Genomic DNA, 25,716 nt, shown 5'->3' with positions numbered 1-25,716 from the left:
CTATGCCCGAGGAATCCTCGCCAGTGCTCGCTTCCGCATGCATACCAGCTTGCTGGAAGGGGTGAACAACCGCATCAAGGTGATCAAGCGTATGGCCTATGGCTTCAGGGACTCGGACTACTTCTTCCTGAAAATCAAGGCCGCCTTCCCCGGGAAAGCGCGATGAACCAAAAAAGCCCCAGACACCGGCGGCGCTGGGGCTTGTGGGTTGGCCGGTTACTCCACGGCAGCTTGGGCTTTCTTGCTTGAGCCTTTTGGCGCAAAGCGGGCGGCTAGGCGCATGGAGGCGGTTACCAGGCGTTGGTAGAAGGCTGGAAACAGGCGCTGCATGCCATCCAGGGCGTAGGCATCCGGGCCGATCAGGATGCGCCTCTTGTTTGCCAATGCGCCGTTGATGATCACCTGGGCAGCTTTCTCCGGCGTGGTGCGCAGCAACTGGTCGTTGAACTGCTGGCGTGCCTTATCAGCATCCTGACCGGTGACGCTGCTCAGGCTGGCGTTCATCCGCGCGGTCTTGGCGATATTGGTCTTGATCCCGCCGGGGTGCACGCAGCTGGCCGATACGCCGCAATCGGCCATGTCCAGCTCCTGGCGTAGCGCCTCGGTAAAGCCGCGCACGGCGAATTTGCTGGCGTTGTAGGCGCTCATGCCCGGTTGAGCGAACAGACCAAACACGCTGGAAACGTTGACGATATGGCCCTGACCGCTGGCCTTGATATGCGGTAGGAAGGCTTTGGTGCCATTGACCACGCCCCAGAAGTTGATGTTCATGATCCACTCGTAGTCGGCGTAGTCATTGCCTTCCACGGTGCCGCCCTGGGCTACGCCGGCGTTGTTGAAGATCGCGTTGACCCGGCCGAACTCGGCCACCACCTGGTCCGCCCAGGCATGCACCGCTTCACGGTCGGCAACGTTGACCAGGGTTTCGCTGACCTGCACACCGAGCTTGCGCGCCTGGGCGGCGGTTTCCGCCAGGCCTTCAGCATTCACATCGGAGAGCGCTAACTGGCAACCCTGGCGGGCCAGACCGAAGGCCAGGGCGCGGCCGATGCCGGAACCGGCGCCGGTGATGGCGGCTACCTTGTTTTCAAACGACTTCATGCGCTGGCCTCCTGGGCAGTCAACTGGATAGCGCTGTTCTGCGCCGGGTGTGCCGCGTGTTTACGGCTGAAATGATAGGCCGCTGGGTCAAAGTTGCGCGTCAGCAGACGGAAGCGCCAGGTAAAGCCCGGCCATACCGTGCAGTTGCGGCCACTGACCGGATGCAGGTACCAGCTGGTGCAGCCGCCGGCATTCCACACGGTGTTGCCCAGGCTGCCCTGCAGCTTGCCGTTGAATTTATCCTGCACCGCCTGTTTGACTTCCAGGCTTTGCAATTCTTGCTCACCAACCAGCTTGAGCGCGCCAAGCACGTAATGGATCTGCGACTCGATCATATAGACCATCGAGTTGTGGCCCAGACCGGTGTTTGGCCCCATCAGGAAGAACAGGTTGGGGAAACCGGCAGTGAGTGTGCCTTTGTAGGCCTGCGGGCCTTCCGGCCAGGTGTCGAGCAGGTCGACGCCGCCACGGCCAAACACCACGCCACGTGGCAATGGGTCGCTTGGGGTGAAGCCGGTGCCGAAGATGATCGCGTCAATCTCGCGCTCTTTGCCATCCACGGTGCGGATGCTGCCGCTGCGGATTTCCTCGATGCCGTCGGTGATCAGGTCGACGTTGGGCTGGGTCAGCGCCGGGAAGTAATCGTTGGAGATCAGCACGCGTTTGCAGCCCATCAGATAATCCGGGGTGACCTTGGCGCGCAGGACCGGGTCCTTGATCTGCTTGTTGATATACCACTTGCCGACCTTCTGGGCGATGGTCATCACCTTGGGCAGCATGGCAAAGCCGATCACCCGGCTTTCCAGCAGGGCGTAGATGGTGCCGCGCCAGAGTTTTTGCAGCAGCGGGAAGCGCTTGAAGCGGTTGCGTTCACGCTCGCTGATAGCGCGGTCTGGCTTGGGCATGATCCACGGCGCGGTGCGCTGGTACAGATCGAGCTGGCTGACCTGCTTCTGAATCTGCGGCACGAACTGGATCGACGAGGCGCCGGTGCCGATCACCGCAATGCGTTTGCCGGTGAGGTCGTAGCTGTGATCCCACTGCTGCGAGTGGAAGACCTTGCCGGTGAAGTCGCCCAGGCCCTTGAGCGCCGGAATCGATGGGGTGGACAGCGCACCCATGCCGGAGACCACAAACTGCGCGGTGTAGCTGTTGCCGGCGCGGTCACTGATCTGCCACAGCTCCTGCTGCTCATCCCAGGCCAGGCGGGTGATCTCGGTGTTCAGCTGAGTGTGATTCTGCAGGCGGTACTTGCTCCAGCAGCCTTCCAGGTAACCCTGGATTTCTGGCTGCTTGGCAAACATGCGCGTCCAGTTGGGGTTCTGCTCGAACGAAAAGGAATACAGATGCGATTGCACGTCACAGCCACAGCCCGGGTAATTGTTCACCCGCCAGGTGCCGCCGACGCCGGCTTCTTTCTCGAACAGCAGGAAGTCATGTTCACCGGCCTGCTTCAGGCGGATGGCCATGCCCAGGCCGGAGAAGCCCGTACCGATAATGGCGACCTTGCAGTGGCGGGTGGCAGAAGGGGGTGAGACGGGTGCATTCATGGCCAAGCTCCTGTTATGTTTATTGCTGGCGTATACAGCTGTATACCAAGGTAGACAAATGTATACTCGCCAACAAGCAGCATTCTCACAAGCCAACTTTTAGGTAGGGTTCGTCATGCAGGCAGATGCCAGCGAGCAGCAGCCAGCCGCAGAAAAAGCCAGCGAGGCCCCAGGCAAGACCCTGTTACTGGAGGCCGCGTTACGTCTCACCTCAACCAGCCGCAGCCTGAGCAATCTGGGCCTGCGTGAGCTGGCCCGTGAGGCCGGGCTCAATCCCAATACCTTCTATAGGCACTTCAAGGATGTCGATGACCTGGGGCTGACCGTGATCCGCCAGATCTCCACCCAGCTGCGTCAACCGCTGCGCGATCTGCGCCGTGAAGCCGCTGAGCGGGCTGTGCAGTCGACTCAGGCAAGCTCGCCGATGTTGTTTGGCATCGACCTGCAACGCGGTCGGCGGGTGTGCCATGAAACCGTGCAGCTGTTCTTTGATTTCGTCGCGCAAAACCCCGAGGCCTTTATCATCGGCGTGCGCGAGCTGCATGGCGCCTCGGCCGTGCTGCGCGCGGCGCTGCAGGAGGTGATGGATGAGTTTGGCGCGGACATGGCCGAGGACATCATCGCCTTCAAGCTGCTGCCGGAAATGGTCAACCCAGCGGTGGTGCTGCAGGTGTCGAACCTGATCAGCCGCAACCTGTTCCAGCTGTCGCTGGACTATATCGGCCAACCCGAGCGGCAAGCGGCAATCTGTGCACTGGCCGAGGAGCAGGTCGTTATGCTGTTTACCGGGGCCAGCGTGTTGCAGGGGCTGGGGCAGCTCAAGTTGCCGGTGGATTAAATTTCAATGGAGATCGGCAGCATGGTGTCATTGCCTCTGTTCGGCGGCTGCGCGTGCGGCAGTGTGCGCTACCGCCTGGAAAGTCTGCCCACCGAGACTGGTTACTGCCATTGCCGTATCTGCCAGAAATCAGGTGCTACACCTGCCATGCCCTGGGCCATGGTGCCTGGTGCGGCACTGCATTACCTGAGTGGTGATATCGGTGTATTCCGTTCCAGCACCCGTGGAGAAAGGCGCTTCTGTCGTGATTGTGGTACTCCGTTGGAGTATCGCGAGCAGGGCCGTGAAGAGGTTGGACTCAATAGCGTGACGCTTGACCATCCCGAGTGGTTTGCGCCGCAGAAACACATTTGGTATGCGTCGCGCTTACCCTGGTTTGAGCTGGCCGACGATTTGCCGCGTTTTGCCGGGGAAGGTTGATGCGGGGGCTGCAGAGCCCCCGGCATCTGTCGGGTATCAGTTGTTAAAGCCCAAACGCTGCCGCCAGCGCAGTTCCAGTGCTTTGCTGTCGTGGTCAAAGGGGTGGAAGCCGGGGCGGTAGTAGTCCAGGTACGATGGAATCAGCTTGGTCAGAAAGCCATTGCGTGGGCCGAACAGCATCTTCAAACCCTTGCCCCAGCTGCGCCAGTTGAACAGTTGGCCGTCTTTGCGCAGCAGGTGCAGTTGGAACCAGCCGATCACGCCGAAGAAGATCACGGTGGCAATCGCCATCATGCCGACGCGGGTGAAATAGCCGCCGTAGACCTTCTGGTACACGTCGTAGCAGACCGCCTTGTGCTCGTTCTCTTCAATCGCATGCCACATCCACAGCTGGTACAGCTTGGGATCGTTCATCTGGGTGGTCAGGTCTTCGCGCTGCAGCAGTTGCTCGGCCATGGTTGCGGTGAAGTGCTCCAGGGCGCAGGTGGCGGCCAGGCGCTGTTTCTTGGTGGTGATCTTGGTGACCCACTCCAGAAGCACCTTGATGCGCAGTTCCAGCAGTTCCAGGTCGATATTGTGCTCGGCGGCGTAGTCGTTATAGGCCGCGTGTTCCTTGGAGTGCATGGCTTCCTGGCCGATAAAGGCGCTGATGTCCTTCTTCAGCTGCGGCTCGCTCACCTGTTCGCGCACGGCGCGCACACTGTCGACGAAGAACTTTTCGCCATAGGGAAACAGCGACGACAGGTTGTTCATGAAGTGGCTCATAAAGGGGTCGCCGGCAAACCAGAACTTCTGGCTTTCATCAAAGGTGAAGTCCATGCGACGCACGGGAAAGCTGGCGGTTGGGGTGCTGGTTTTGGCTGTCATAAGGGCGACTCCTCGGCATCTTGGTCGCGGTTCGCGACCGCTCTTGTTATGGGGCTTGGGACGACAGGCTGGGCTGTCTTGGGCCGTGATTTATCTTTAGCCGAGGGCGTTTTTGGCGCGAGGTCATTCCTGGCCAGGGCAGCCGGAATTGCGCCAACTTATGGATAGTTGTCGGACAGTTGGCTGCGAGGGATCGCGTCTATGACGCAGCAGCCGGTGCTGATCCCGAGGGCCTGTAATCTCGCCGAGTGGATGCTACGCAGTCTTGCCGGGCGTAGGCGCGGGCCGTGCCCGCGATGGCTTTGCCGAACATGCCATTCGCGGCCATGGGCCGCTCCTACAAATTCCCTGAGCCCACAACCTCAAGAGGCTTATCCGGGAACTGTGCCTCAGCGTTGCTGGCGCAGCTCGGCGACTTCGGCGCGCAGGGCGCGCAGTTCATCGAGCAGCAATTGCTCGGTGGGTGAAGGTGGCGCCAGTTTGGCTTCCTGCTCATGGGTGGTCTGCATGGCATTGACCACCACGGCGATAAACAGGTTGAGCATCATAAAAGTGGCAATCAGGATAAATGGCAGGAAATACAGCCACGCCAGCGGGAACTGCTCCATCACCGGGCGCACGATACCCATCGACCAGCTTTCCAGCGTCATCACCTGAAACAGGGTGTAGAGGCTGGCACCGAGGCTGCCAAACCACTCGGGGAAGGCTGCGCCAAACAGTTGGGTGGCCATTACTGCCGCTACGTAGAACACCAGGCCGAGCAGCATGGCGATGCTGCCCATGCCCGGTAGCGAGGACAGCAGCGCCTCGACCACCCGGCGCATGTTCGGGTTGATCGAAATCAGCCGCAGCACGCGCAACACGCGCAGCGCACGCAGCACGGCGAATGGCCCGCTGGACGGCACCAGCGCCACGCCCACCACCAGGCAGTCGAATACCGCCCAGGGATCACGCAGCAGGCCCAGGCCGCGAGCGATAAAGCGCAGCGCCAGTTCCAGGATAAACACCGCGAGAATCAGTTTATCCAGCATCAGCAGCAACTCGCCCCAGTTGGCCATCAGCCCAGGGTAGGTCTGGATGCCGAGAATCGCTGCGTTGAGGATGATCAGGGTGGTGACCAGGCGGGTGATGGCTGTGCTTTCCATCAGCGCGCCGAGGCGCAGACGCCAGTGGCTGGGCGTGGGGCTTATTGGGGTTTCATTCATGGCGTGTAGGGTACTTGTGTAAACAGTGGGCGAGTAGTTCGCGAAGGTCCGCCAGGCCCGGACATGCAGCGCTGTCGTCAGGGCCTTGGGGCGGTTTTATTGGTCGTTGAGAGCGAAACTGGTCAGGGCGAAAGTCGGGATGCCACGGTCCTGCAGTTTCTGTGAGCCGCCCAGCTCGGGTAGATCGATGATTGCGGCGGCTTCGATGATGCTCGCGCCCATACGCCGTACCAGCTGTGCAGCAGCCAGCAGGGTGCCACCGGTGGCGATCAGGTCATCGAAAATCAGCACCTTGTCGCCTTCGCAGAGGCTGTCGGCGTGCACTTCCAGTTTGGCTTCGCCGTACTCGGTCTGGTAGCTCTCGCTGAGTACGTCGGCGGGCAGCTTGCCTTGCTTGCGGAACAGGATCAGCGGTTTGTTCAGCTCATAGGCGATGATCGAACCGATCAGAAAACCGCGCGCATCCATGGCGCCGATATGGCTGAAATCTGCTTCGACGTAACGCTGGATAAAGCTGTCGGCGACCATACGCAGGGCACGTGGTGACTGGAACAGCGGGGTGATGTCGCGAAAGATCACCCCCGGCTTGGGGAAGTCCACCACCGGGCGGATCAGGGTTTTGATGCTGAATTCGTCGAAGATCATCGGCTAGGTCCTGCGCTATGCGGGTCGATCAGCCCTCAAGGTTGCCGCCGGCCAATGCGCACAGCTCGATGGGATCGAGGATATGCACTTCCTTGCCTTCGGCTTCGAGCAGCTTGTTCTGTTGGAAGCGGGTAAATACCCGCGATACGGTCTCCACCGCAAGGCCCAAATAGTTACCAATTTCGTTGCGCGACATGGCCAGACGGAACTGATTGGCCGAGAAACCACGGGCGCGGAAGCGCGCCGAGAGGTTGACCAGGAAGGTGGCGATGCGCTCGTCGGCGGTTTTCTTCGACAGCAGCAGCATCATTTGCTGATCGTCGCGGATCTCGCGGCTCATGACGCGCATCAACTGGCGGCGCAGTTGCGGCAGTTGCACCGACAGCTCGTCGAGGCGCTCGAAGGGGATTTCGCACACCGAGGTGGTTTCCAATGCCATGGCTGACACCGGGTACGCGTCACTGTCCATGCCGGACAGGCCGACCAGTTCGCTGGGCAGGTGGAAACCGGTGATCTGCTCATCACCGCTGTCGCTCAGGCTGAAGGTTTTCAGCGCCCCGGAACGCACGGCGAAGACAGAGTTGAAGGCATCGCTCTGGCGGAACAGGAATTCGCCCTTTTTCAGTGGGCGGCCGCGTTTGACGATTTCGTCGAGGGCGTCCATGTCTTCCAGGTTCAGGGACAGCGGCAGGCACAAACTCGCCAGGCTGCAATCCTTGCAATGGGCTTGGTGTGGGCTATGCAACTTGATGCTTTCGGACATCGCTGGCGATCCTGAGGGTAAACACACAATAGCTGTAAGGTTACAGCAGGGGGCAGGGCAGGGCCACTAAGACGCAGTCTGATCGAATGTTCAAGTTTTAATCGGTGCGGCCGATAAACCAGGCGGCTTTGAATATCTGCAAGGAGCGTTCGTATGCGTCTGGAATCGACCCAATTAAGCACCCGCATGAACCTGTCGCTGGAGCGCAAGAGCGCTGCGGCCGAAAGCGGTGTGGAGAGCAGCGAGGCGGACAAGCAGGCGTTGCGCGACAGCCTGCGGGTAAGCCTGTCGGAGCTGGGCAAGGCACGCTCCGCCGCCGCAGAGAAGAACCGCGATATTGATGAGAGCAGCCTGCCGGATGTGCTCAAGGACCTGCTCAAGCGAATCCGTGAGATCAAGGCGCAGATCGAGGCGAAGAAAGCCGAGTTACAAGAGGTCATGCAGGACCAGAGCCTCGATCCCGAGGCTAAACGCATAAGGATCGAAGCGCTGCAGGGTGAACTGGCCTCGCTGCAGGGCGCCCTGAGCAGCGCCAACGCGACGCTGATCAAGACTATGCGTGAGCAGGACCTCAGTGATCAACAGATGCAGGAAGTGGCCGGCCTGGTGATGAAATAAGCCTCGGCTCGTATAGTCGGCAGCCTGCTAGATCACCCGGGAAAAACGTTGCTGGTTTAATTCGCTGAGGTAGCGATCAAACAGCATGCACAGCGAGCGCACCAGCAGACGGCCCGCTGGCCGTACTTCGATGCCCAGGGCATTCAATTCGATCAGCCCGTCACTGGCCATCTGCTGCAGTTGCGGCCAGACCTCGGCAAAGTAACTGCGAAAATCGATGGCGTAGGTCTGTTCGATAGCGGCAAAACGCAGCTGAAAATGACAGATCAACTGCTGAATCACGGCACGGCGCAAACGGTCGTCTGCGTCACAGTGCAGGCCGCGCACGGTGGCCAGTTCGCTGTGGCCGAGGCTGTCCTGGTATTTGCTCAGGTCGCTGTTGTTCTGACAGTAGAGATCGCCAATCTGGCTGATCGATGACACCCCCAGGCCGATCAGGTCGCAGTGGCCGTGGGTGGTGTAGCCCTGGAAGTTGCGTTGCAGGCTGCCATCTTCCTGGGCGCTGGCCAGTTCGTCGTCGGGCAGGGCGAAGTGATCCATACCGATATAGCGGTAACCGGCGGCGCTCAGTTGCTCGATGCTGGCCTGCAGCATGGCCAGCTTGTCACCGGGGTTGGGCAGGTCGCTGGTGTTGATTCGCCGCTGCGGCATAAAGCGCTCCGGCAGGTGGGCGTAGTTGAACAGCGAGAGACGATCAGGCTGCAAGGCAATCACTTCAGCCACGGTGTGGGCAAAGCGCTCCGGGGTTTGCAGCGGCAGGCCGTAGATCAGGTCGATGTTTATCGAGCGGAACTGCAGGGTACGCGCAGCTTCGACGATGGCGCGGGTTTCTTCCAGGGTCTGTAAGCGATTGACTGCTCGCTGCACGGCTGGGTCGAGATCCTGCACGCCCAGGCTGACGCGGTTGAAGCCCAGCTCGCGGAGCAGGCCCATGGTCGACCAGTCGGCTTCGCGCGGGTCGATCTCGATGCTGTAATCGCCGCTGTCGTCATCCAGCAGATTGAAGTGCTGGCGCAGGTGGCCCATCAGGTGGCGCAGTTCATAGTGACTAAGAAAGGTCGGCGTACCGCCGCCGAAGTGCAGCTGCTCGACCTTCTGCTGCGGGTCGAGATGACGGCTAATGATCTCGATTTCGCGTTCGAGCTTTTCCAGGTAGGGCTGGGTGCGGCCACGATCCTTGGTGATCACCTTGTTGCAGGCGCAGTAGTAGCAGATGTGTGCACAGAACGGGATGTGCACATACAGCGACAGCGGCCGCAGCGCCTTGCGGCTGCCGCGCAGGGCATGCAGCAGGTCGAACTGGCTGACGCGCTCATGAAACTGCACGGCGGTCGGATAGGAGGTGTAGCGCGGGCCGGCCTGGTCGTAGCGGCGGATCAGAGTGCTGTCCCACTGGATGGCGTTGAGCATGGAAAAAATCCTGGAAAGGCAGTGGGGCCAGTCTAGGGAGGCAGATGGGCGGGGGCCTTGACCTGAATCAAGGGTGCGTCGAGCGCTGGGGTGTTGTGACTCCGTAGCCCGGATGCAATCCGGGAACAAGGTGCCGGCGATCCCCGGATTGCATCCGGGCTACACCCTTCTCGTCTCAGTGGCCCATCAGCCAGTGCTGGTGCGGGCCGGGCATTGTCCACAGGCCGAAGAGGATTACCAGAATACCGCCGGCCATGCGCACGCCTTGTCTGCGCAGCAGGGCGGTCAGGCGTTCGGCAGCCATGCCAGTGGCAAGCAGCACTGGCAGGGTGCCGAGGCCGAAGGCCAGCATCAGCGCTGCGCTGCTCAATGCATTGCCCTGGCTCGCGGCCCACAGCAGGGTGCTGTAGACCAGGCCGCAGGGCAGCCAGCCCCACAGACTGCCGAGCACCAGGGCACGCGGCAGGCTGGTGACCGGCATAAAACGCCGGGTCAGTGGCTGGATATAGCGCCACAGGCCACGACCGAGGGCTTCAATACGGGTCAGGCCGCTCCACCAACCGGCCAGGTACAGGCCCATGGCAATCAGCAGTAACGCCGCAATCACGCGCAGGCCCATGACCAAAGGGCTATTGGCAACTGCCCAGCCGGCCAGGCCGAGCAGTAGGCCGGCCAGGCTGTAACTGAAAATGCGCCCCAGGTTATAGGCCAGCAGCAGCTGAAAGCGCTGTGCGCGCCGCTCGGGTGGGATGGCCAGGGTCAGTGCGCCCATCAGGCCGCCACACATGCCCAGGCAGTGGCCGCCACCGAGCAGGCCGAGGATCAGCGCTGAAACCAGCAGTGGCAGCAGCTCAAGCACCGCGCTTGTCCTGTTCGGCCTGAGGCTCGTCGAGTTGCTGCACCTGGCTTACGGCTGCAGTGTGCTTGGGGTCTTCGTCGTCGAACAGGATGCTGTGGGCTGGACCGTCGAGGTCGTCGTACTGGCCACTGTCCACCGCCCAGAAGAACAGCCAGATGGCGAAGCCGACCAGGGCAATGGCCACCGGGATCAGGATATAGAGCGCGGGCATAAGGTCTCCGGGTACGGCTTGGGTGTAGGGTGGATCGGGGCGCGTAGCTGTCGCTTTTTACATCCACCGGAGCAACGTTGTGGTGGATCGGTGAAGCGTGATCCACCCTACGTGCGAGTCAGGCGCAGGGCGTTAACCACCACCAGCAATGAGCTGACCGACATACCCAGCGCGGCCAAGATGGGGGTGATCCAGCCAATAGCGGCGAAGGGCAGCACCAGGCCATTGTACAGGCTGGCCCAGGTGAGGTTCTCGATGATGATGCGGCGGGTTCGTTGCGCCATGTGTAGCGCCTGCACCAGGCTGCTTAGGCGGTTGGAGAGCAGCACGGCGTCGGCGCTGGTTTTCGCCAAGTCGGTGGCGCTGCCCATGGCCACGCTGATATCGGCGGCGGCCAATACCGGCACATCGTTAACCCCATCACCGAGCATCAATACCCGGCGGCCCTGGCTGTGCAGCTGCTTCAATACGTCCAGCTTGGCATCTGGGGTGAGGCCGCCACGGGCGTCAATGATGCCTAGCTGGCGCGCCACTTCGCCGACCATCGGCGAGCTGTCGCCGGACAGCAGCATAATCTGCCAGCCTTTGGCCTTGGCCATGTCGATCAGTTGCGGCGCGTCTTCGCGTAGGCGGTCATTCAACACGAACCAGGCCAGCGGCCCTTGCTCATCGCCCAGCAGCAGCCATTGGCCGTGCTCACCGGCAATCGTCGGCGCGGGTTGCGCACTCAGCGCGCAGACAAAGCCCGCCTCGCCGATGCGCAGCACGCGGCCGCTAACCCGTCCTTGCAGGCCCAAGCCCGGATGGCTGTCGACCGCTTCTGCGGCTTCTGCAGCCTGGCCGAAGGCGCGGGCAATCGGGTGTTCGGAGCGATTTTCCAACGCAGCGGCCAGGGCCAGGCAGCTGTCGGCATCCAGCTCGCGCAAAGGGTGAATGGCGCTGAGAGTCAGGCGGCCTTCGGTGAGGGTGCCGGTCTTGTCCAGCACCAGGGTGTCGATCTGGTTCAGCCCTTCCAGCACGTGGCCACGGGTCAGCAGCATACCCAGCTTGTGCAGTGAGCCGGTCGCTGCCGTCAGTGCCGTGGGTGTGGCCAGCGCCAGCGCGCAAGGGCAGGTGGCCACCAGCAGGGCCAGGACGATCCAGAACGCGCGGGAGGGATCGAGCTGCCACCAGACCAGGCCGACGATGGCTGCCACCACCAGGACGATCAGCAGGAACCACTGCGCGACCTGATCGGCCAGTACCGCCAAGCGCGGTTTGTCGCTCTGCGCGCGCTCCAGCAGGCGAACGATGGCCGACAGCCGCGTGGCATCGCCCAAGGCCTGCACTTCGACGCTCAATGGTCCTTCGACATTCAGAGTGCCGGCGGTAACGGCATCGCCGGCCTTGCGCGGCTGCGGCAGGTATTCGCCGGTGAGCAGCGATTCATCGACGCTCGACTGGCCCTGAACAATCCGTCCGTCAGCCGGCAGTAGAGCGCCAGGCGGCACCAGCACCTGATCGCCGATACGCAGTTCGCTGAGCAGAATGCGCTGGCTCTGACCGTCGGCAGCCAGGCGTAGACAGGAGGCTGGCAGCAGGTTGACCAGCTGTGAGGTGGCGGCGGCCGTGCGTTCGCGGGCGCGGCGCTCCAGGTAGCGGCCGGCCAGCAAAAACAGGGCGAACATGCCTACTGCATCGAAATACAGCTCGCCCTGGCCGGTCACCGTCGACCAGATGCCGGCGATATAGGCACCGCCAATCGCCAAGGACACCGACACATCCATGGTCAGGTGGCGGGTGCGCAGGTCACGCAGCGCACCACGGAAGAACTGGCCGCAGCAGTAGAAGACAATCGGCGTGGTGAGAAACAGGCTGACCCAGCGCAGGATCTTGTCCAGCTCAGGGCTGAGGTCGATGTTGAATTCCGGCCAGGTGGCCATGGTCGCCATCATCACCTGCATCCACAGCATGCCGGCCACGCCCAGTTCGCGCATGGCGCGGCGGTTCTCGCGCTGCAGCTGTTCTGCGGCGGCATCGGCCTGCCAGGGGTGGGCGGCGTAGCCGATTTTGCGCAGTGCCTTGAGCAGGCTGCTGAGCGGCAGTTGGCTGTCAGCCCAGCGCACCTGCAGGCGGTGGTTGGACAGGTTGAGGTGCGCCTCGCTGACGCCGGGCAGAGCGCGCAGGTGCTTTTCAATCAGCCAGCCACAGGCCGCGCAGCTGATGCCCTCGATCAGCAGGCAGGTTTCGCTGAGTTCGCCGTCATGCTCGACAAACGGCTGCTGCACGTCGCTGCGGTCATACAGCGCCAGCTCATCGGGCAGCGCTTGGGGCAGGCTTTGCGGGTTGGCGGCGCTTTCGCTGCGGTGCTTGTAGTAATGCTCCAGGCCGCCGCTGACGATGGCTTCGGCCACTGCCTGACAGCCCGGGCAGCACATCTCGCGGGTCGCGCCCAGTACCTGGGCCTGGAAACGGCTGCCGGCGGGAACCGGCAGACCACAGTGATAGCAGGGAGTCGGGCTGGCCATCGGTGCGCTTATTGAGCATCCCCGAGAAGGATGTTCTGCCCGCTTTGCACGTTTTCTTCCTCAAACAGGCGCCAGTCCTTGCCACCTTCCTGGCCGATCAGCTCGACAAAGCGCCGGCCTTGCACGGCGTCGATCATCTGTCCGCTGTAGCTGCCATCGGCCTGAGGTTGCAGGATCACCCGGCGGTCGCGCTCGGGTTGGGTCGGCGATATCAGATTGAGCACCAGCTGCTGCGGACGGCTATTGCCGCTCAGCTGCAGGGTGGCGGTGCCGTTGTCATCGTTGAGCAGCAGGCTGGCGTGCAGCTTCAGGCGAATGGCGTGGTTTTCCCGCTCCAGCGACTGGTTGATGCCCTTGCCGACGTCGTAATAGTCATCGGAGATCAGCCCTGGCGGGTTCTTCGTGGCGATGGTCAGCAGGGTCAGCCCCTGGACCACTGAATAGGCCAGCAGGCCAATCAGGAACCAGGGCCAGAATTGCTTGTACCAGGGCTTGATGATTTCGGCGTTCTTTTCAGCTATGGGTTCAGACATGGTCTTCTCTAATCAGCGCACGCTGGGGCCGATAAAGCGGCTGGCGGCGTCGGTTTTGATGCTTGGGTCATCCGCCGAGTGCAGGCGGAAGGTGATTTCATTGGTGCTCGAAGGTAGTTTTTCCGGGTCGATGGACAGCTCGACAGGCAGCGACAGCACCTCGCCAGCGATTGCCTTGATCTCGCGCTTGCCTTCGTACACCAGGCCGTCAAGGCCGTCGGCTTCGATCAGGTAAGTGACCTCGTGCTGGGCCTTGTTCATGATCTTCAGGGTGTAGACGTTCTCGATCCGGCCCTCTTCGTTTTCGCGGTAAAGCACGCGGTCCTTGAGCACATCCAGTTCCACCAGCGAGCGGTCGGCAACTGCCCAGGCAAATACGCAGAACATCGCGACCAAAGCTACGGCGTAACCAATCAGGCGTGGTCGTACCAGTTGGGTTTTCTGCCCGGAGAGGTTGTGCTCGGTGGTGTAGCTGATCAGCCCTTTGGGGTAGTTCATCTTGTCCATGATGCTGTCGCAGGCGTCGATGCAGGCCGCGCAGCCGATGCATTCGATCTGCAGGCCGTCGCGGATGTCGATGCCGGTAGGGCAGACGTGCACGCACATTTTACAGTCGATGCAGTCGCCCAGGCCTTCGGCCTTGTAATCGGCATCGCGCTTGCGTGGGCCACGGTGTTCGCCGCGCCGCGGGTCGTAGGAGACGATCAGGGTGTCCTGGTCGAACATCACGCTCTGGAAGCGCGCATAGGGGCACATGTAGATGCACACCTGCTCGCGCAGGTAGCCAGCGTTGCCGTAAGTAGCGACAGTAAAGAAGCCGACCCAGAACAGCGCCCAGCCGCCTGCTTGCAGGCTGAACAGCTCGGGGATCAGTTCGCGGATTGGCGTGAAGTAGCCGACGAAAGTGATCGCGGTAACCAGCGATACGCCGACCCAGATGCCGTGCTTGGCCAGTTTGCGCAGAAATTTCTGCGTGGTCATCGGGCTCTTGTCGAGCTTCATGCGTTGGTTGCGATCACCTTCGGTGACCTTTTCCGCCCACATGAATACCCAGGTGAATACGCTTTGCGGGCAGGTGTAGCCACACCACACGCGGCCGGCGAACACGGTGATAAAGAACAGACCGAAGGCGGCAATGATCAACAGCGCCGAGAGCAGAACGAAGTCCTGCGGCCAGTAGGTGGAGCCGAAAATATAGAATTTGCGCTCCGGCAGGTTCCACCAGACGGCCTGACGGCCATTCCAGGTCAACCATACGGTGCCGAAGTACAACAGGAAGAGGGCTGCGCCACCGAGCATGCGCAAGTTGCGGAAGATGCCAGTGAAGGAGCGGGTGTAGATTTTTTCGCGGTTGGCGTACAGGTCAACAACTTCGACCTTGGCCGGGGCAGGGGTGACGTCTTTAACTGGAATCTGTGCACTCATCAGTTCGTACCACGGCGGTTGATTGGCTGCCCTGGTCGATACGTGCCGGCCGGGGTCATACGGGCTCTTGCGCTATGGTACGCCTGACGATTGCCTGACAGGTGCGACCTGCGGTCGCGCCTGTCAGGCAGGAGAATTACTTCTCGGTTTTTGCGTGCGACAGGCTGTACACGTAAGCCGCCAGCAGATGCACCTTATCGTTGCCCAGGAAGTCAGCCTGGGCGGGCATCTTGCCGTTGCGGCCATAGCGCAGAGTTTGTTGCACCTGAGCAAAGCTGGAGCCGTAAAGCCAGACTTTGTCGGTCAGGTTGGGGGCGCCCATGGCCTGTTGGCCCTTACCTTCAGCGCCATGACAGACTGCACAATTGGTCGCGAAGATGTCTTGACCTGCGGCAAGATCAACCGCGATACCTTCCGGGTTTTTCAAACCGGACAGGCTGCGGATGTAACCGGCCACGTTGCGGATGCCTTCTTCGCCGATGCTGTCTTTCCACGCTGGCATGGCTGCCTGACGGCCGCCCATGATGGTGGTCTTGATGGTTTCTGGCTCGCCGCCATACAGCCAATCATTGTCGGTCAGGTTCGGGAAGCCATAAGCGCCCTTGGCGTCGGAGCCGTGGCAGACCGAGCAGTTGGAAGCAAACAGGCGACCGCCCATTTTCAACGCTTGCTCGTCCTGGGCCACTTGCTCGATTGGCATGGCGGCATATTTGGCGAAGATCGGCCCGTACTGGCCTTCAGCCTTGGCCATCTCCTTTTCCCACTGGTGCACACCGGTCCAGCCTGCATTGCGCTCTACACCACCGGCAATTTGGATATTGGTGGCGAAGGGGGTCTTGGCCTCGCTGTCGAGGTAGTCGTAGCCCGGCAGCAGACCTTTCCAGTTACCCAGGCCCGGGTAGAGCGCCAGGTAGCCGAGGGCAAAGATGATGGTGCCGACAAACAGCATGAACCACCACTTGGGCAGCGGGTTGTCGAACTCTTCGATACCGTCGAACTCATGCCCAACGGTTTCTTCGGTGGTTTCTTCGCGCTGGCCCTTACGGGTGCCGAAGATCAGCCAGGTCAGGGCAAAGATGGTGCCCAGAGACAGAATGGTTACGTACCAACTCCAGAACGTGGTCATTGGTTATTGCTCCTGGAAGATTGCTCGTCACGCTCATTGGGTTTGGGATCGTCGGCGAAGGGCAGGTTAGCGGCCTCGTCGAAGCTGGATTTACGCTTGCTGCTATAGGCCCAGAGCACCACGCCAATAAAGGCAACGAACACCACTGCTGTGCCTATGCCGCGAATCATCCCGATATCCATGTGCGTTACCGTTTGTTCTTGATGGATGTGCCGAGAACCTGCAGGTACGCAACCAGTGCGTCCATTTCGGTCTTGCCTTTTACTGCGTCCTTGGCCCCAGCGATGTCTTCATCGGTGTAAGGGATGCCAAAACCACGCATGACTTCCATCTTCTTGGCGGTGTCCTTGCCGTCGAGTTTGTGCTCGACCAACCAGGGGTATGCCGGCATCTTCGACTCCGGCACCACGTTGCGCGGGTTGTACAGATGCGCACGTTGCCATTCATCCGAGTAACGACCGCCGACGCGGGCCAGGTCCGGACCAGTACGCTTGGAACCCCACAGGAAGGGGTGGTCCCAGACGCTTTCACCGGCTACCGAGTAGTGGCCGTAACGTTCGGTTTCAGCACGGAACGGACGGATCATCTGCGAGTGGCAGCCGACACAGCCGTTGGCGATGTACACATCGCGGCCTTCCAGTTGCAGCGCGGTGTAAGGCTTGAGGCCTTCCACCGGCTCGTTGGTAACGTCCTGGAAAAACAGCGGAACGATTTGAGTCAGGCCGCCGATGCTGACGGCCAGAACCATCAGCAGCGCCATCAGGCCAATATTCTTCTCAAGGATTTCGTGTTTCATCAGTGCGCGCTCCCTGCTGTGAGTTGGGCGGCAGGAATCTGTGCGGCTGCTTCGTATTCCGAAGCCTTGGCGGCACGCACGGTGCGGTAGGTGTTGTAAGCCATCAGTAGCATGCCGGCGACGAAGAAGGCGCCACCAATCATGCGCACCACGTAACCCGGGTGGCTGGCTTCCAGCGCTTCAACGAAGGAGTAGGTGAGGGTGCCGTCTTCGTTGACTGCACGCCACATCAGGCCTTGGGTGATGCCGTTGACCCACATCGAGGCGATGTACAGCACGGTGCCGATGGTGGCCAGCCAGAAGTGCGCATTGATCAGGCCAACGCTGTGCATCTGTGGACGACCGAAAACCTTAGGCAGCAGGTGGTACAGCGCGCCAATGGAGATCATCGCCACCCAGCCGAGCGCGCCGGCGTGAACGTGGCCGATGGTCCAGTCGGTGTAGTGCGACAGGGCGTTGACGGTTTTGATCGCCATCATCGGACCTTCGAAGGTCGACATGCCGTAGAACGCCAGCGATACCACCAGGAAGCGCAGGATTGGGTCGGTGCGCAGCTTATGCCAGGCGCCCGACGGGCTCATCATGCCGTTGATCATGCCGCCCCAGCTTGGTGCCAGCAGGATGATCGACATCGCCATACCGAGGGACTGCGCCCAATCCGGCAGTGCGGTGTAGTGCAGGTGGTGCGGACCGGCCCAGATGTACAGGGTGATCAGCGCCCAGAAGTGCACGATGGACAGGCGATACGAGTAGATCGGACGCTCGGCCTGCTTGGGCACGAAGTAGTACATCATCCCCAGAAAGCCCGTGGTCAGGAAGAAGCCCACGGCGTTGTGGCCGTACCACCACTGGATCATCGCGTCAGTCGCACCGGCGTAAGCCGAGTAGGACTTGAACAGGCTGACCGGAACGGCCGCGCTGTTGACGATGTGCAGCATCGCGGTAACCAGAATGAAGGCACCGTAGAACCAGTTACCCACATAGATGTGCTTGGTCTGGCGCTTGACGATAGTGCCGAAGAACACCACCGCATAGGCGACCCAGACGATGCCCAGGAGGATATCGATTGGCCACTCGAGCTCGGCGTATTCCTTGGAACCGGTGAAACCCATTGGCAGGGTGATCACCGCAGCGACGATCACGGCTTGCCAACCCCAGAATACGAATGCGGCAAGGCCATCAGAGATCAGGCGTGCCTGGCTGGTGCGTTGCACCACATAGAACGAGGTGGCCATCAGCGCGCAGCCGCCGAAGGCGAAGATCACCGCGTTGGTGTGTAGCGGACGCAGACGGCCGAAGCTCGTCCATTCCATACCCAGGTTGAGTTCAGGCCACACCAGCTGTGCGGCGATGAAAACACCCAGGCTCATGCCAATGACTCCCCAAATCACCGTCATTACGGCGAACTGGCGAACCACCTTGTAGTTATAAGCAGTCGGACTGATTGCTGTGCTCATTATGGGTTCCACGGTTAATGGATTTTTTAGGGGCAAAAATCGGCGGCAAGTATGGAGAAAGCAGGTTCTCATTGCAACGACACAAGCCGGCGCGATAAGGCTTTCAGGGCTGTTGGCAAGCATGCATGGTCGCTTATGCAGGGCATTGCCGCGAGCATAAAACGCCTTAAACAGGCGTAGCGCAAAGATGGGAATCGCCTTGGAGTTATGACAGGTGGCGACTGTCGACAAGATTAGCTCAAGTCAAAGGTCGCGCATGCACTTGGTCGGAAGGGTGCGACCTTGGGTCGCATGGCTCGGACGGCTGTCCGGGCGCGGAAGAGGCTTGCTTGAGTGGCTGGCGACCTGGGGTCGCCAGCCGGTTGCTGCGGTTTTAGCGATTACTGTGCGGCGGCGTTCTGTTGTTGCTGGCTCAGGCTTAGGACATAAGCGGCCAGCAGATGCACCTTGTCGTTGCCCAGATACTGCTCTTGCGCTGGCATCTGGCCGTTGCGGCCGTGGCGGATGGTCTGTTGCAACTGCACCAGGCTGCTGCCGTAGATCCAGCCAGCGGGGCTGGTCAGGTCAGGCGCGCCGAGCATGGCCATGCCTTTGCCTTGTGCACCGTGGCAGGCCAGGCAGTTGGCGGCATAGATGGCGGCGCCTTGCTGCAGATCGAAGCTTTTGTCGGCGGGCAGCGGCAGGCCGGCTAGGTCTTTGCGCACATAAGCGGCAACCTGTTGCACGCCGTCTTCACCAATGATCGCCGCCCAGGCCGGCATGGCACCGATGCGGCCATTGAGGATGCTGGTCTTGATCACATTAGGCTCGCCGCCCCAGCGCCAGTGGTTGTCGGTGAGGTTAGGGAAGCCCACTGCGCCCTTGGCGTCGGAGCCGTGGCAGACCGAGCAGTAGGTGGCAAACATACGCCCGCCCATTTTCAGCGCCTGCTCGTCTTTGGCCACTTCTTCCAGGGGCATGGCCGCATATTTGGCGAAGATCGGCCCATACAGCTCGTCAGCCTTGTTCACTTCGCGCTGCCATTGCTTGACCTGGGTCCAGCCGCCTTCATAGCCCGGCAGCAGGCCTTTCCAGTTGCCCAGGCCGGGGTACAAGACCAGGTAGGCAATCGAAAAGACGATGGTGCCGATAAACAGCATGAACCACCACTTGGGCAGCGGGTTGTCATATTCCTCGATGCCGTCGAAGGAATGCCCCATGGTCTGCTCGGTGGGGTTCTTGTGCACTTCGCTTTTACGGGTGGCGAAAATCAGCCAGAACAGGGCGAGCAGGGTGCCGACGGTCAGCACTGTGATGTACCAGCTCCAGAACGTGCTCATGGGGTCTTGCTCCTCGGTGCAGCCAGCTTGGGTTCATCGGCAAAGGGCAGAAGGGCGGCCTCATCGAACGCCGTGCGGCGCTTGCCGCTGTAAGCCCACAGGGTGACGCAGACAAACGACAGCAGAACCAGTGCCGTACCGATGCCGCGCACGGTTCCAATATCCAGAGCGCCGATATCAAAAAAATCGAATGACATGGCTCTACCTCTTGTTCTTCACGGCAATGCCGAGCACTTGCAGGTAGGCGACCATGGCATCCATCTCGCTCTTGCCTTTTACGGCTGCGGCGGCGCCGGCGATGTCTTCCTCGCTGTACGGAACGCCGAGAAAGCGCAGGGCCTGCATTTTCTTGGCGATGTCTTGGCCATCCAGGGTGCTTTCCACCAGCCATGGATAGGCAGGCATCTTTGACTCCGGCACCACGTTGCGTGGGTTGTACAGGTGCGCGCGGTGCCATTCATCCGAGTAGCGCCCGCCAACCCGAGCCAGGTCAGGCCCCGTGCGCTTGGAGCCCCAGAGGAAGGGGTGGTCGTAGACGCTTTCGCCAGCCACCGAGTAGTGGCCGTAGCGCTCGGTTTCGGCGCGGAACGGCCGGATCATCTGCGAATGGCAGCCGACGCAGCCTTCACGGATATAGATGTCACGGCCTTCCAGTTGCAGCGCGGTGTAGGGCTTGAGGCCGGCCACCGGTTCATTGGTGACGTCCTGAAAGAACAGCGGGACGATCTGCGTCAGGCCGCCGATGCTCACAGCCAGCACCATCATCAGCGCCATCAGGCCGATGTTCTTCTCGAGTATTTCGTGTCTCATCAGTGGGCTCCCTCAAGCGAAAACTGTGCGGCGGCGTCCATCTCTGCAGCCTTGGTGTGACGCACGGTCTGCCAGACGTTCCAGGCCATCACCAACATGCCGGCGAAGAAGATCGCGCCGCCGATGACCCGCACCACAAAGCCGGGGTGGCTGGCTTCCAGTGCTTCGACAAAGGAGTAGGTGAGGGTGCCGTCTTCGTTGACCGCGCGCCACATAAGGCCCTGGGCGATGCCGTTGACCCACATCGAGGCGATGTACAGCACGGTGCCAATGGTGGCGAACCAGAAGTGCACGTTAATCAAAGCAATGCTGTGCATTTCGTCGCGACCGAAGACTTTCGGCAGCATGTGGTAGAGCGAGCCGATCGACACCATGGCCACCCAGCCCAGCGCACCGGCATGTACGTGGCCGATGGTCCAGTCGGTGTAGTGGGATAGGGCATTGACGGTTTTGATCGCCATCATCGGACCTTCAAAGGTCGACATGCCGTAGAACGCCAGCGATACAACGAGGAAGCGCAGAATCGGGTCGGTACGCAGCTTATGCCAGGCTCCGGAGAGGGTCATCATGCCGTTGATCATGCCGCCCCAGCTTGGCGCCAGCAGAATCAGCGACATCACCATGCCCAGGCTCTGCGCCCAGTCCGGCAGCGCGGTGTAGTGCAGGTGATGCGGGCCGGCCCAGATGTACACGGCAATCAGCGCCCAGAAATGCACAATGGACAACCGGTAGGAGTACACCGGGCGACCGGCCTGCTTGGGCACGAAGTAATACATCATCCCCAGAAAGCCCGCAGTGAGGAAAAAGCCCACGGCGTTGTGGCCATACCACCACTGGATCATCGCGTCCGTGGCCCCGGCATAGGCCGAGTAGGACTTGGTCAGGGTGACCGGCACTTCCAGGTTGTTGACCAGGTGCAGCAGCGCGACGGTGAGGATAAAACCACCGAAAAACCAGTTGCCCACGTAGATGTGGCTGACGTTACGCTTGATCACCGTACCGAAGAACACAACGGCGTAGCTGACCCAGACAATGGTGATCAGAATGTCGATCGGCCATTCCAGCTCGGCGTACTCCTTGGAGCTGGTCCAGCCCATGGGCAAACTGATGGCCGCCAGGACGATCACCAGTTGCCAGCCCCAGAAGGTGAAGGCCGCAAGCTTGGGTGCGAACAGGGTGGCCTGCGAGGTGCGTTGCACGGCGTAATAGCTGGTGGCGAATAGCGCGCAACCGCCGAAGGCGAAGATCACCGCGTTGGTATGCAGCGGGCGCAGGCGGCCGAAGCTGGTCCACGGCAGGTTGAAGTTGAGTTCGGGCCAGGCCAGTTGCGCGGCGATAAACACGCCGAGCCCCATCCCGACAATGCCCCACACCACCGTCATGATGGCGAATTGGCGAACCACCTTGTAGTTGTAGGCGGAACTGGTTGCTGTGTTCCTGGTTATGTTCATTTCAGGGGGCTTCCATCCACGGTTATAGACCAATCATCGAAAATCCATGGCTGCGCGCCTGTACGATCAGCGTCGCAGTCCGAATGGTTTTTAAGCGAGGCAAGCATGAGCAAAGGGCGTGAGGCGGGTATTGACGGGGATCAATGCGCGCAGTGGCAGGGTGATGGCAGTTGGTTGTGGGATCGCCCGCTTGGTGAGACGCGCGCTACCTTGATTCTGGCCCATGGCGCCGGTGCGCCAATGGACAGCGAGTTCATGCAAACCATGGCGCAAAGCCTTGCCGTGCATGGAGTTGCCGTACTGCGCTTCGAGTTTGACTACATGGCGGCGCGGCGGCTGGACGGTAAGAAGCGCCCACCCAACCCCCAGGCCAAACTCCTAGAACAGTGGCGTGAGGTGTACGGCCAGGTGCGCCAACAGGTCGCAGGGCCGCTGGCCATTGGCGGCAAATCCATGGGCGGACGCATGGCCAGCTTGCTGGCCGATGAGTTGGGCGCCGATGCGCTGGTGTGCCTGGGTTATCCCTTCTATGCCGTCGGCAAGCCGGAAAAGCCGCGGGTCTCACACCTAGCCGAGCTGCGCACGCCAACGCTGATTATCCAAGGTGAGCGTGATGCTCTGGGGAATCGCCAGGCGGTGGCGGGCTATGTGTTGTCTGAGACAATCAAATTGCATTGGCTGACAGCGGGCGACCATGACCTCAAACCGCTGAAAAGCTCAGGCTTTACTCATCAACAGCACATGCAAGCGGCGGCCGATGCGATTGCGCAGTTTCTCTGCGCATAAGCCCGTGGCGACTGGCGTTTAGCGAATAAGTGCTATTCCTACTAAAACACTAGGACTTTGCCGGCGCTGGCGAGTGGCGTACACTGCGCGCATGTTTGCGAGGAGTTGCCATGAGCACCATTACCATTACCGACGCTGCCCACGATTATCTGGCTGACCTGCTGAGCAAGCAGAGCACCCCGGGCATCGGCATCCGCGTATTTATCACCCAGCCGGGCACCCAGTACGCCGAAACCTGCATTGCCTACTGCAAGCCGGGCGAGCAAAAGGCCGAAGACACCGCGCTCGGTCTGGCCAGTTTCACCGCCTGGATCGATGCCGTTAGCGAGCCGTTTCTGGAAGATGCCGTGGTCGACTACGCCACCGACCGCATGGGCGGCCAGCTGACCATCAAGGCGCCGAACGCCAAAGTGCCGATGGTCAATGAAGACAGCCCGATCAACGAGCGCATCAGCTACTACCTGCAGACCGAGATCAACCCCGGTCTGGCCAGTCATGGCGGCGAAGTCAGCCTGATCGACGTGGTTGATGACGGCATCGCCGTATTGAAATTCGGCGGTGGCTGCCAGGGCTGCGGCCAGGTTGACCTGACGCTCAAGGAAGGCATCGAGAAAACCCTGCTTGAACGCATTCCTGAATTGAAAGGCGTGCGTGACGTAACGGACCACACCAACAAGGAAAACGCCTACTACTAAGTAGATGGCTAAACAATAATGCCCGCGATCTGCGGGCATTTTTTTGTGCCTTTCAGCCTGCATCGCGCTTGCGACATTTATTGATCGCCCTGAAACGCAAAAACCCCTGGCCGCTCCTGCTGGCCAGTCCTCGCGCGTACTGCAACGCACATTCGCCAGCCATTTCGTCATGACTGGCGGGAGCACTTTGACCTTGCAGAAGAGCCTGGGGTATACCACCTTGGTCATGGCCATGCGCTATATACCCTGGCACCCGATCACCTGCAGAATGCCGTCAAATTCGGCCCGGCTAGCGATCATCAGCGCTTTCTAAGCATCATCGCACCTCAGCCATAGCCGATGACCTGTGCTTTCCTATGCGGCGTGCATTGTTTAGCATACATACAACGTATATACGTTGTAGATACGAATTTACTTGGGGGGCGCACCATGGCCAAAGAAGCCGTTTTCAATTTGAAGTTGGAACCCGAGCTACGCGAAGGATTTATGGCAGCCGCCCAAGCTGCACACCTGCCGGCCTCTCAGGTCATGCGTGACCTTATGCGCGATTTCATCCGCCAGCAGCAACAGGCCAAAGAGCATGATGAATTCGTGCAACGCAAGGTTGCGGTAGCCAGGGCCTCGGTAGAGGCCGGTCGTGGGCGATCTAACGATGATGTAGAAGCTGAATTCGCCGCTCGCCGTGCTAAGGCTCAAGGCCACGAATGAAGGTTATTTGGGCGCCCGAGGCCCTGCAGGATCGTCTGGATATCTGGGAATACATCGCCACTGAGAGCCCTAGCGCTGCCGTGCACATGGATAAACTGTTCAGCGCGGCTGCATCCACCCCTGCTGACTTTCCCCAAAAGGGGCGGCTGGGATCGGTTGCCGGTACTCGTGAGCTGATTCCCCACGAAAACTATCGCCTCGTTTATCAGGCTGAGACTGACGCGGTCTGGATTCTCGCCCTGGTGCATGTCGCCAGAATGTGGCCGCCGCTCCAGGGCTAGCCTCAGCCCACTTTCGACACCTTTTCGAGCGTTTGCATGCCGCAGATAGCAAAAGCCCCCGAAACTCTAGGAGTTTCAGGGGCTTCAGTACTGCGATATGGCGGGAAGATAGGGATTTGAACCCTAGGTGCTATCGCTAACACAACGGATTTCGAATCCGTCCCGTTCGGCCACTCCGGCATCTTCCCGTGGCGGCGCGCATGATAACAGCTGAAGTGCGTTTGGCGAACCCCTGGTTTGAAATTTTTCACATACTTTCAGATGCTTGCGATCAAAGGCGGTAGGCTGGGGCGAAATCTGGCTAGTGCAAGGCTAAACAATCACCGATGAAGGCATGCGCGTATCCATCTTCCGTAGCCACCGTCATGGCTAAGATGCGGAATGCGCCTCAGCCAAGGCCGTTGCGCTCCGCCCAGGATTCGACGGTTTTAACGTCCTGTTGCGGGCCTATCAGCGTCGAAGGTTCCAGCTCTTCCCGTTCCATGTTCGTTCCGTCACTATCCGTGTGGTATTTCCACCATGCATAAAAGAGAACAAAGCTACTTCCAGTAACTAGGTGGGCGGCAAGGAAGCATTAATGAACTCAGACTGGGATGATGCGCCGGACTATATACGCAACAACAAGAAGCAATCCCCTTGGCGTACCGTCGTTATCCTGGGCGTTGGCTCAGCGATTACATGGGGATTGATCGCGCTGTTTGCCAAGCCAATCGTGATCGATGTTAACCAGCTTAAACAGGCCATCCGTATTGGCGGTCAGCCGGTTTTCAGCGAGCAGCCAGCCCAAACCTACAGCGAACCCCCGCACTCCATCCAAGAGGCCCCTGCGCATTTCGAGCCCGCCCCACAGGTTGCCCAGCCATCGCCTAACCAAGCTGATATTGAATGGTCAGAGCAGCAAGCCGCGCTAGCGGTACAGCGAAGCCAGAACTCATTCAACGACAACAACTACACCCCCAAACAGCCGGCCAGCACCTACACACCGCCAACCTACACACAGGTTGCAGCGGCCAGCACCAGTAACGAAAGAAAGACCAACGCCGTAAGGCGAGAGCACACCTTGAAGTGGATCAAAAGCTGGAATGGCGGCACAAACTACCTGGCAGAGTGGGTAGCCGTTAATAATTACATCGACAGCAGTAGCGTATGCGCCAACCACAGCAAAGGCTCAATCGACTACCGCGAATGCCGCAAAGCCGCCAAACAGCATTACCACGATGAGTGCAGAGCATGGCGAGCGCGCTACGAAAATGATCGCCAGGATCATAGTGATCGTATGAAGCAGCGTTATTGTTCAGCGTCGAGCAGTTTTAGCCCGATGGGCTAGGTATCTGT

The 25,716-nt window shown here is 60.4% G+C and carries 29 protein-coding genes and 1 tRNA gene; 9 read left to right on the top strand and 21 right to left on the bottom strand.

The window, feature by feature from the left end:
- Nucleotides 1-166 (top strand): transposase (locus Q8M42_RS11910; protein ID WP_305284032.1); only part of this gene is annotated, 166 nt, incomplete at its 5' end.
- A 50-nt stretch (nucleotides 167-216) separates the two neighbouring features.
- Here Q8M42_RS11910 and Q8M42_RS11905 read toward each other — a convergent pair.
- Complete coding sequence (locus Q8M42_RS11905) at nucleotides 217-1,101, bottom strand: SDR family oxidoreductase (RefSeq protein WP_304882681.1); 885 nt, start codon at nucleotides 1,099-1,101, stop codon at nucleotides 217-219.
- Nucleotides 1,098-2,651: an NAD(P)/FAD-dependent oxidoreductase gene (locus Q8M42_RS11900; protein ID WP_304882682.1), complete on the bottom strand. Its 1,554-nt coding sequence runs from the start codon at nucleotides 2,649-2,651 to the stop codon at nucleotides 1,098-1,100. The genes Q8M42_RS11905 and Q8M42_RS11900 overlap by 4 nt, the downstream gene beginning before the upstream one ends.
- Before the next feature lie 115 nt (nucleotides 2,652-2,766).
- Between Q8M42_RS11900 and Q8M42_RS11895 the strand changes: the two genes are divergently transcribed.
- Both Q8M42_RS11895 and Q8M42_RS11890 read left to right on the top strand, forming a co-directional pair.
- The gene (locus Q8M42_RS11895; RefSeq protein WP_304882684.1) at nucleotides 2,767-3,489 is read left to right on the top strand and encodes a TetR family transcriptional regulator; all 723 of its coding nucleotides are present in this window, start codon (nucleotides 2,767-2,769) and stop codon (nucleotides 3,487-3,489) included.
- Nucleotides 3,490-3,510: 21 nt separating this feature from the next.
- Nucleotides 3,511-3,909 (top strand): GFA family protein, encoded by a 399-nt coding sequence (locus Q8M42_RS11890; protein WP_305284043.1) that lies wholly within the window; start codon nucleotides 3,511-3,513, stop codon nucleotides 3,907-3,909.
- Nucleotides 3,910-3,945: 36 nt separating this feature from the next.
- On the opposite strand, the gene Q8M42_RS11885 is transcribed toward Q8M42_RS11890, so the two are convergent.
- The 4 genes from Q8M42_RS11885 to fnr form a co-directional block, all read right to left on the bottom strand.
- On the bottom strand, nucleotides 3,946-4,776 hold the full coding sequence (locus tag Q8M42_RS11885) for a metal-dependent hydrolase (protein WP_304882687.1): 831 nt from the start codon (nucleotides 4,774-4,776) through the stop codon (nucleotides 3,946-3,948).
- Between the two features lie 389 nt (nucleotides 4,777-5,165).
- A complete protein-coding gene (locus Q8M42_RS11880; protein ID WP_304882689.1) occupies nucleotides 5,166-5,981 on the bottom strand; it encodes an ion transporter in 816 nt (271 codons plus the stop codon).
- 96 nt (nucleotides 5,982-6,077) lie between these two features.
- Complete coding sequence (locus tag Q8M42_RS11875) at nucleotides 6,078-6,626, bottom strand: adenine phosphoribosyltransferase (RefSeq protein WP_304882691.1); 549 nt, start codon at nucleotides 6,624-6,626, stop codon at nucleotides 6,078-6,080.
- Nucleotides 6,627-6,654: 28 nt separating this feature from the next.
- The gene (fnr, locus tag Q8M42_RS11870; protein WP_304882693.1) at nucleotides 6,655-7,389 is read right to left on the bottom strand and encodes a fumarate/nitrate reduction transcriptional regulator Fnr; all 735 of its coding nucleotides are present in this window, start codon (nucleotides 7,387-7,389) and stop codon (nucleotides 6,655-6,657) included.
- A gap of 153 nt (nucleotides 7,390-7,542) precedes the next feature.
- Here fnr and Q8M42_RS11865 point away from each other — a divergent pair, with 153 nt between their 5' ends.
- The gene (locus tag Q8M42_RS11865) at nucleotides 7,543-8,007 is read left to right on the top strand and encodes a hypothetical protein (RefSeq protein ID WP_304882694.1); all 465 of its coding nucleotides are present in this window, start codon (nucleotides 7,543-7,545) and stop codon (nucleotides 8,005-8,007) included.
- Between the two features lie 27 nt (nucleotides 8,008-8,034).
- Here Q8M42_RS11865 and hemN read toward each other — a convergent pair whose 3' ends face one another.
- The 14 genes from hemN to ccoN (Q8M42_RS11795) form a co-directional block, all read right to left on the bottom strand.
- Nucleotides 8,035-9,417, bottom strand: a complete 1,383-nt coding sequence (gene hemN, locus Q8M42_RS11860; protein WP_304882696.1) for an oxygen-independent coproporphyrinogen III oxidase — start codon at nucleotides 9,415-9,417, stop codon at nucleotides 8,035-8,037.
- 175 nt (nucleotides 9,418-9,592) lie between these two features.
- Nucleotides 9,593-10,276 (bottom strand): sulfite exporter TauE/SafE family protein, encoded by a 684-nt coding sequence (locus Q8M42_RS11855; RefSeq protein ID WP_304882697.1) that lies wholly within the window; start codon nucleotides 10,274-10,276, stop codon nucleotides 9,593-9,595.
- A complete protein-coding gene (ccoS, locus tag Q8M42_RS11850; protein WP_304882699.1) occupies nucleotides 10,269-10,487 on the bottom strand; it encodes a cbb3-type cytochrome oxidase assembly protein CcoS in 219 nt (72 codons plus the stop codon). The genes Q8M42_RS11855 and ccoS overlap by 8 nt, the downstream gene beginning before the upstream one ends.
- A 107-nt stretch (nucleotides 10,488-10,594) precedes the next feature.
- Nucleotides 10,595-12,994 carry a heavy metal translocating P-type ATPase gene (locus Q8M42_RS11845; RefSeq protein WP_304882701.1) on the bottom strand — a complete coding sequence of 800 codons (2,400 nt, stop codon included), beginning with the start codon at nucleotides 12,992-12,994 and terminating at the stop codon, nucleotides 10,595-10,597.
- Nucleotides 12,995-13,002: 8 nt separating this feature from the next.
- The gene (locus Q8M42_RS11840) at nucleotides 13,003-13,527 is read right to left on the bottom strand and encodes a FixH family protein (RefSeq protein WP_304882702.1); all 525 of its coding nucleotides are present in this window, start codon (nucleotides 13,525-13,527) and stop codon (nucleotides 13,003-13,005) included.
- 12 nt (nucleotides 13,528-13,539) lie between these two features.
- Nucleotides 13,540-14,952: a cytochrome c oxidase accessory protein CcoG gene (gene ccoG, locus Q8M42_RS11835; RefSeq protein WP_304882704.1), complete on the bottom strand. Its 1,413-nt coding sequence runs from the start codon at nucleotides 14,950-14,952 to the stop codon at nucleotides 13,540-13,542.
- Nucleotides 14,953-15,088: 136 nt separating this feature from the next.
- A complete protein-coding gene (ccoP, locus tag Q8M42_RS11830) occupies nucleotides 15,089-16,078 on the bottom strand; it encodes a cytochrome-c oxidase, cbb3-type subunit III (protein ID WP_304882706.1) in 990 nt (329 codons plus the stop codon).
- Nucleotides 16,075-16,260, bottom strand: coding sequence for a cbb3-type cytochrome c oxidase subunit 3 (locus Q8M42_RS11825; RefSeq protein ID WP_304882708.1), 186 nt, complete (start codon nucleotides 16,258-16,260; stop codon nucleotides 16,075-16,077). Before Q8M42_RS11825 ends, ccoP (Q8M42_RS11830) begins: the two co-directional genes overlap by 4 nt.
- Before the next feature lie 5 nt (nucleotides 16,261-16,265).
- Nucleotides 16,266-16,874 (bottom strand): cytochrome-c oxidase, cbb3-type subunit II, encoded by a 609-nt coding sequence (ccoO, locus tag Q8M42_RS11820; RefSeq protein WP_304882710.1) that lies wholly within the window; start codon nucleotides 16,872-16,874, stop codon nucleotides 16,266-16,268.
- Nucleotides 16,874-18,331, bottom strand: coding sequence for a cytochrome-c oxidase, cbb3-type subunit I (gene ccoN / locus Q8M42_RS11815; protein WP_305284042.1), 1,458 nt, complete (start codon nucleotides 18,329-18,331; stop codon nucleotides 16,874-16,876). The genes ccoO (Q8M42_RS11820) and ccoN (Q8M42_RS11815) overlap by 1 nt, the downstream gene beginning before the upstream one ends.
- 380 nt (nucleotides 18,332-18,711) lie before the next feature.
- Complete coding sequence (ccoP, locus tag Q8M42_RS11810; protein WP_304866343.1) at nucleotides 18,712-19,650, bottom strand: cytochrome-c oxidase, cbb3-type subunit III; 939 nt, start codon at nucleotides 19,648-19,650, stop codon at nucleotides 18,712-18,714.
- The gene (locus tag Q8M42_RS11805) at nucleotides 19,647-19,847 is read right to left on the bottom strand and encodes a cbb3-type cytochrome c oxidase subunit 3 (protein ID WP_304866340.1); all 201 of its coding nucleotides are present in this window, start codon (nucleotides 19,845-19,847) and stop codon (nucleotides 19,647-19,649) included. The genes ccoP (Q8M42_RS11810) and Q8M42_RS11805 overlap by 4 nt, the downstream gene beginning before the upstream one ends.
- Nucleotides 19,848-19,851: 4 nt before the next feature.
- Complete coding sequence (gene ccoO, locus Q8M42_RS11800) at nucleotides 19,852-20,460, bottom strand: cytochrome-c oxidase, cbb3-type subunit II (protein WP_304866338.1); 609 nt, start codon at nucleotides 20,458-20,460, stop codon at nucleotides 19,852-19,854.
- Nucleotides 20,460-21,911 carry a cytochrome-c oxidase, cbb3-type subunit I gene (ccoN, locus tag Q8M42_RS11795; RefSeq protein ID WP_304866335.1) on the bottom strand — a complete coding sequence of 484 codons (1,452 nt, stop codon included), beginning with the start codon at nucleotides 21,909-21,911 and terminating at the stop codon, nucleotides 20,460-20,462. Before ccoN (Q8M42_RS11795) ends, ccoO (Q8M42_RS11800) begins: the two co-directional genes overlap by 1 nt.
- 105 nt (nucleotides 21,912-22,016) lie before the next feature.
- Between ccoN (Q8M42_RS11795) and Q8M42_RS11790 the strand changes: the two genes are divergently transcribed.
- From Q8M42_RS11790 to Q8M42_RS11770, 4 genes are all read left to right on the top strand, one after another.
- Nucleotides 22,017-22,697, top strand: coding sequence for an alpha/beta family hydrolase (locus Q8M42_RS11790; protein WP_304866332.1), 681 nt, complete (start codon nucleotides 22,017-22,019; stop codon nucleotides 22,695-22,697).
- Nucleotides 22,698-22,807: 110 nt separating this feature from the next.
- Complete coding sequence (gene nfuA, locus Q8M42_RS11785) at nucleotides 22,808-23,392, top strand: Fe-S biogenesis protein NfuA (RefSeq protein ID WP_304866329.1); 585 nt, start codon at nucleotides 22,808-22,810, stop codon at nucleotides 23,390-23,392.
- Between the two features lie 429 nt (nucleotides 23,393-23,821).
- Nucleotides 23,822-24,100 (top strand): antitoxin of toxin-antitoxin stability system, encoded by a 279-nt coding sequence (locus Q8M42_RS11775; RefSeq protein WP_304866323.1) that lies wholly within the window; start codon nucleotides 23,822-23,824, stop codon nucleotides 24,098-24,100.
- A complete protein-coding gene (locus Q8M42_RS11770; protein ID WP_304866320.1) occupies nucleotides 24,097-24,381 on the top strand; it encodes a type II toxin-antitoxin system RelE/ParE family toxin in 285 nt (94 codons plus the stop codon). Before Q8M42_RS11775 ends, Q8M42_RS11770 begins: the two co-directional genes overlap by 4 nt.
- Before the next feature lie 98 nt (nucleotides 24,382-24,479).
- Here Q8M42_RS11770 and Q8M42_RS11765 read toward each other — a convergent pair.
- Nucleotides 24,480-24,569 (bottom strand) — tRNA-Ser (locus Q8M42_RS11765).
- Nucleotides 24,570-24,958: 389 nt separating this feature from the next.
- Here Q8M42_RS11765 and Q8M42_RS11755 point away from each other — a divergent pair.
- On the top strand, nucleotides 24,959-25,708 hold the full coding sequence (locus tag Q8M42_RS11755) for a hypothetical protein (RefSeq protein ID WP_304866317.1): 750 nt from the start codon (nucleotides 24,959-24,961) through the stop codon (nucleotides 25,706-25,708).
- The last annotated feature ends 8 nt before the right edge of the window (nucleotides 25,709-25,716 follow it).

It is taken from the genome of Pseudomonas sp., assembly GCF_030684895.1.
Taxonomy (GTDB): Bacteria; Pseudomonadota; Gammaproteobacteria; order Pseudomonadales; family Pseudomonadaceae; genus Aquipseudomonas.
This window is presented reverse-complemented; position numbering and strand designations above follow the sequence as displayed.

Excerpts from the sequence above, each read along its gene's own strand:
- Q8M42_RS11905 (WP_304882681.1), bottom strand. The coding sequence starts at position 1,101 with ATGAAGTCGTTTGAAAACAAGGTAGCCGCCATCACCGGCGCCGGTTCC.
- Q8M42_RS11900 (WP_304882682.1), bottom strand. The coding sequence starts at position 2,651 with ATGAATGCACCCGTCTCACCCCCTTCTGCCACCCGCCACTGCAAGGTC.
- Q8M42_RS11895 (WP_304882684.1), top strand. The coding sequence starts at position 2,767 with ATGCAGGCAGATGCCAGCGAGCAGCAGCCAGCCGCAGAAAAAGCCAGC.
- Q8M42_RS11890 (WP_305284043.1), top strand. The coding sequence starts at position 3,511 with ATGGTGTCATTGCCTCTGTTCGGCGGCTGCGCGTGCGGCAGTGTGCGC.
- Q8M42_RS11885 (WP_304882687.1), bottom strand. The coding sequence starts at position 4,776 with ATGACAGCCAAAACCAGCACCCCAACCGCCAGCTTTCCCGTGCGTCGC.
- Q8M42_RS11880 (WP_304882689.1), bottom strand. The coding sequence starts at position 5,981 with ATGAATGAAACCCCAATAAGCCCCACGCCCAGCCACTGGCGTCTGCGC.
- Q8M42_RS11875 (WP_304882691.1), bottom strand. The coding sequence starts at position 6,626 with ATGATCTTCGACGAATTCAGCATCAAAACCCTGATCCGCCCGGTGGTG.
- fnr (WP_304882693.1), bottom strand. The coding sequence starts at position 7,389 with ATGTCCGAAAGCATCAAGTTGCATAGCCCACACCAAGCCCATTGCAAG.
- Q8M42_RS11865 (WP_304882694.1), top strand. The coding sequence starts at position 7,543 with ATGCGTCTGGAATCGACCCAATTAAGCACCCGCATGAACCTGTCGCTG.
- hemN (WP_304882696.1), bottom strand. The coding sequence starts at position 9,417 with ATGCTCAACGCCATCCAGTGGGACAGCACTCTGATCCGCCGCTACGAC.
- ccoS (WP_304882699.1), bottom strand. The coding sequence starts at position 10,487 with ATGCCCGCGCTCTATATCCTGATCCCGGTGGCCATTGCCCTGGTCGGC.
- Q8M42_RS11845 (WP_304882701.1), bottom strand. The coding sequence starts at position 12,994 with ATGGCCAGCCCGACTCCCTGCTATCACTGTGGTCTGCCGGTTCCCGCC.
- Q8M42_RS11840 (WP_304882702.1), bottom strand. The coding sequence starts at position 13,527 with ATGTCTGAACCCATAGCTGAAAAGAACGCCGAAATCATCAAGCCCTGG.
- ccoG (WP_304882704.1), bottom strand. The coding sequence starts at position 14,952 with ATGAGTGCACAGATTCCAGTTAAAGACGTCACCCCTGCCCCGGCCAAG.
- ccoP (WP_304882706.1), bottom strand. The coding sequence starts at position 16,078 with ATGACCACGTTCTGGAGTTGGTACGTAACCATTCTGTCTCTGGGCACC.
- Q8M42_RS11825 (WP_304882708.1), bottom strand. The coding sequence starts at position 16,260 with ATGGATATCGGGATGATTCGCGGCATAGGCACAGCAGTGGTGTTCGTT.
- ccoO (WP_304882710.1), bottom strand. The coding sequence starts at position 16,874 with ATGAAACACGAAATCCTTGAGAAGAATATTGGCCTGATGGCGCTGCTG.
- ccoN (WP_305284042.1), bottom strand. The coding sequence starts at position 18,331 with ATGAGCACAGCAATCAGTCCGACTGCTTATAACTACAAGGTGGTTCGC.
- ccoP (WP_304866343.1), bottom strand. The coding sequence starts at position 19,650 with ATGAGCACGTTCTGGAGCTGGTACATCACAGTGCTGACCGTCGGCACC.
- Q8M42_RS11805 (WP_304866340.1), bottom strand. The coding sequence starts at position 19,847 with ATGTCATTCGATTTTTTTGATATCGGCGCTCTGGATATTGGAACCGTG.
- ccoO (WP_304866338.1), bottom strand. The coding sequence starts at position 20,460 with ATGAGACACGAAATACTCGAGAAGAACATCGGCCTGATGGCGCTGATG.
- ccoN (WP_304866335.1), bottom strand. The coding sequence starts at position 21,911 with ATGAACATAACCAGGAACACAGCAACCAGTTCCGCCTACAACTACAAG.
- Q8M42_RS11790 (WP_304866332.1), top strand. The coding sequence starts at position 22,017 with ATGAGCAAAGGGCGTGAGGCGGGTATTGACGGGGATCAATGCGCGCAG.
- nfuA (WP_304866329.1), top strand. The coding sequence starts at position 22,808 with ATGAGCACCATTACCATTACCGACGCTGCCCACGATTATCTGGCTGAC.
- Q8M42_RS11775 (WP_304866323.1), top strand. The coding sequence starts at position 23,822 with ATGGCCAAAGAAGCCGTTTTCAATTTGAAGTTGGAACCCGAGCTACGC.
- Q8M42_RS11770 (WP_304866320.1), top strand. The coding sequence starts at position 24,097 with ATGAAGGTTATTTGGGCGCCCGAGGCCCTGCAGGATCGTCTGGATATC.
- Q8M42_RS11755 (WP_304866317.1), top strand. The coding sequence starts at position 24,959 with ATGAACTCAGACTGGGATGATGCGCCGGACTATATACGCAACAACAAG.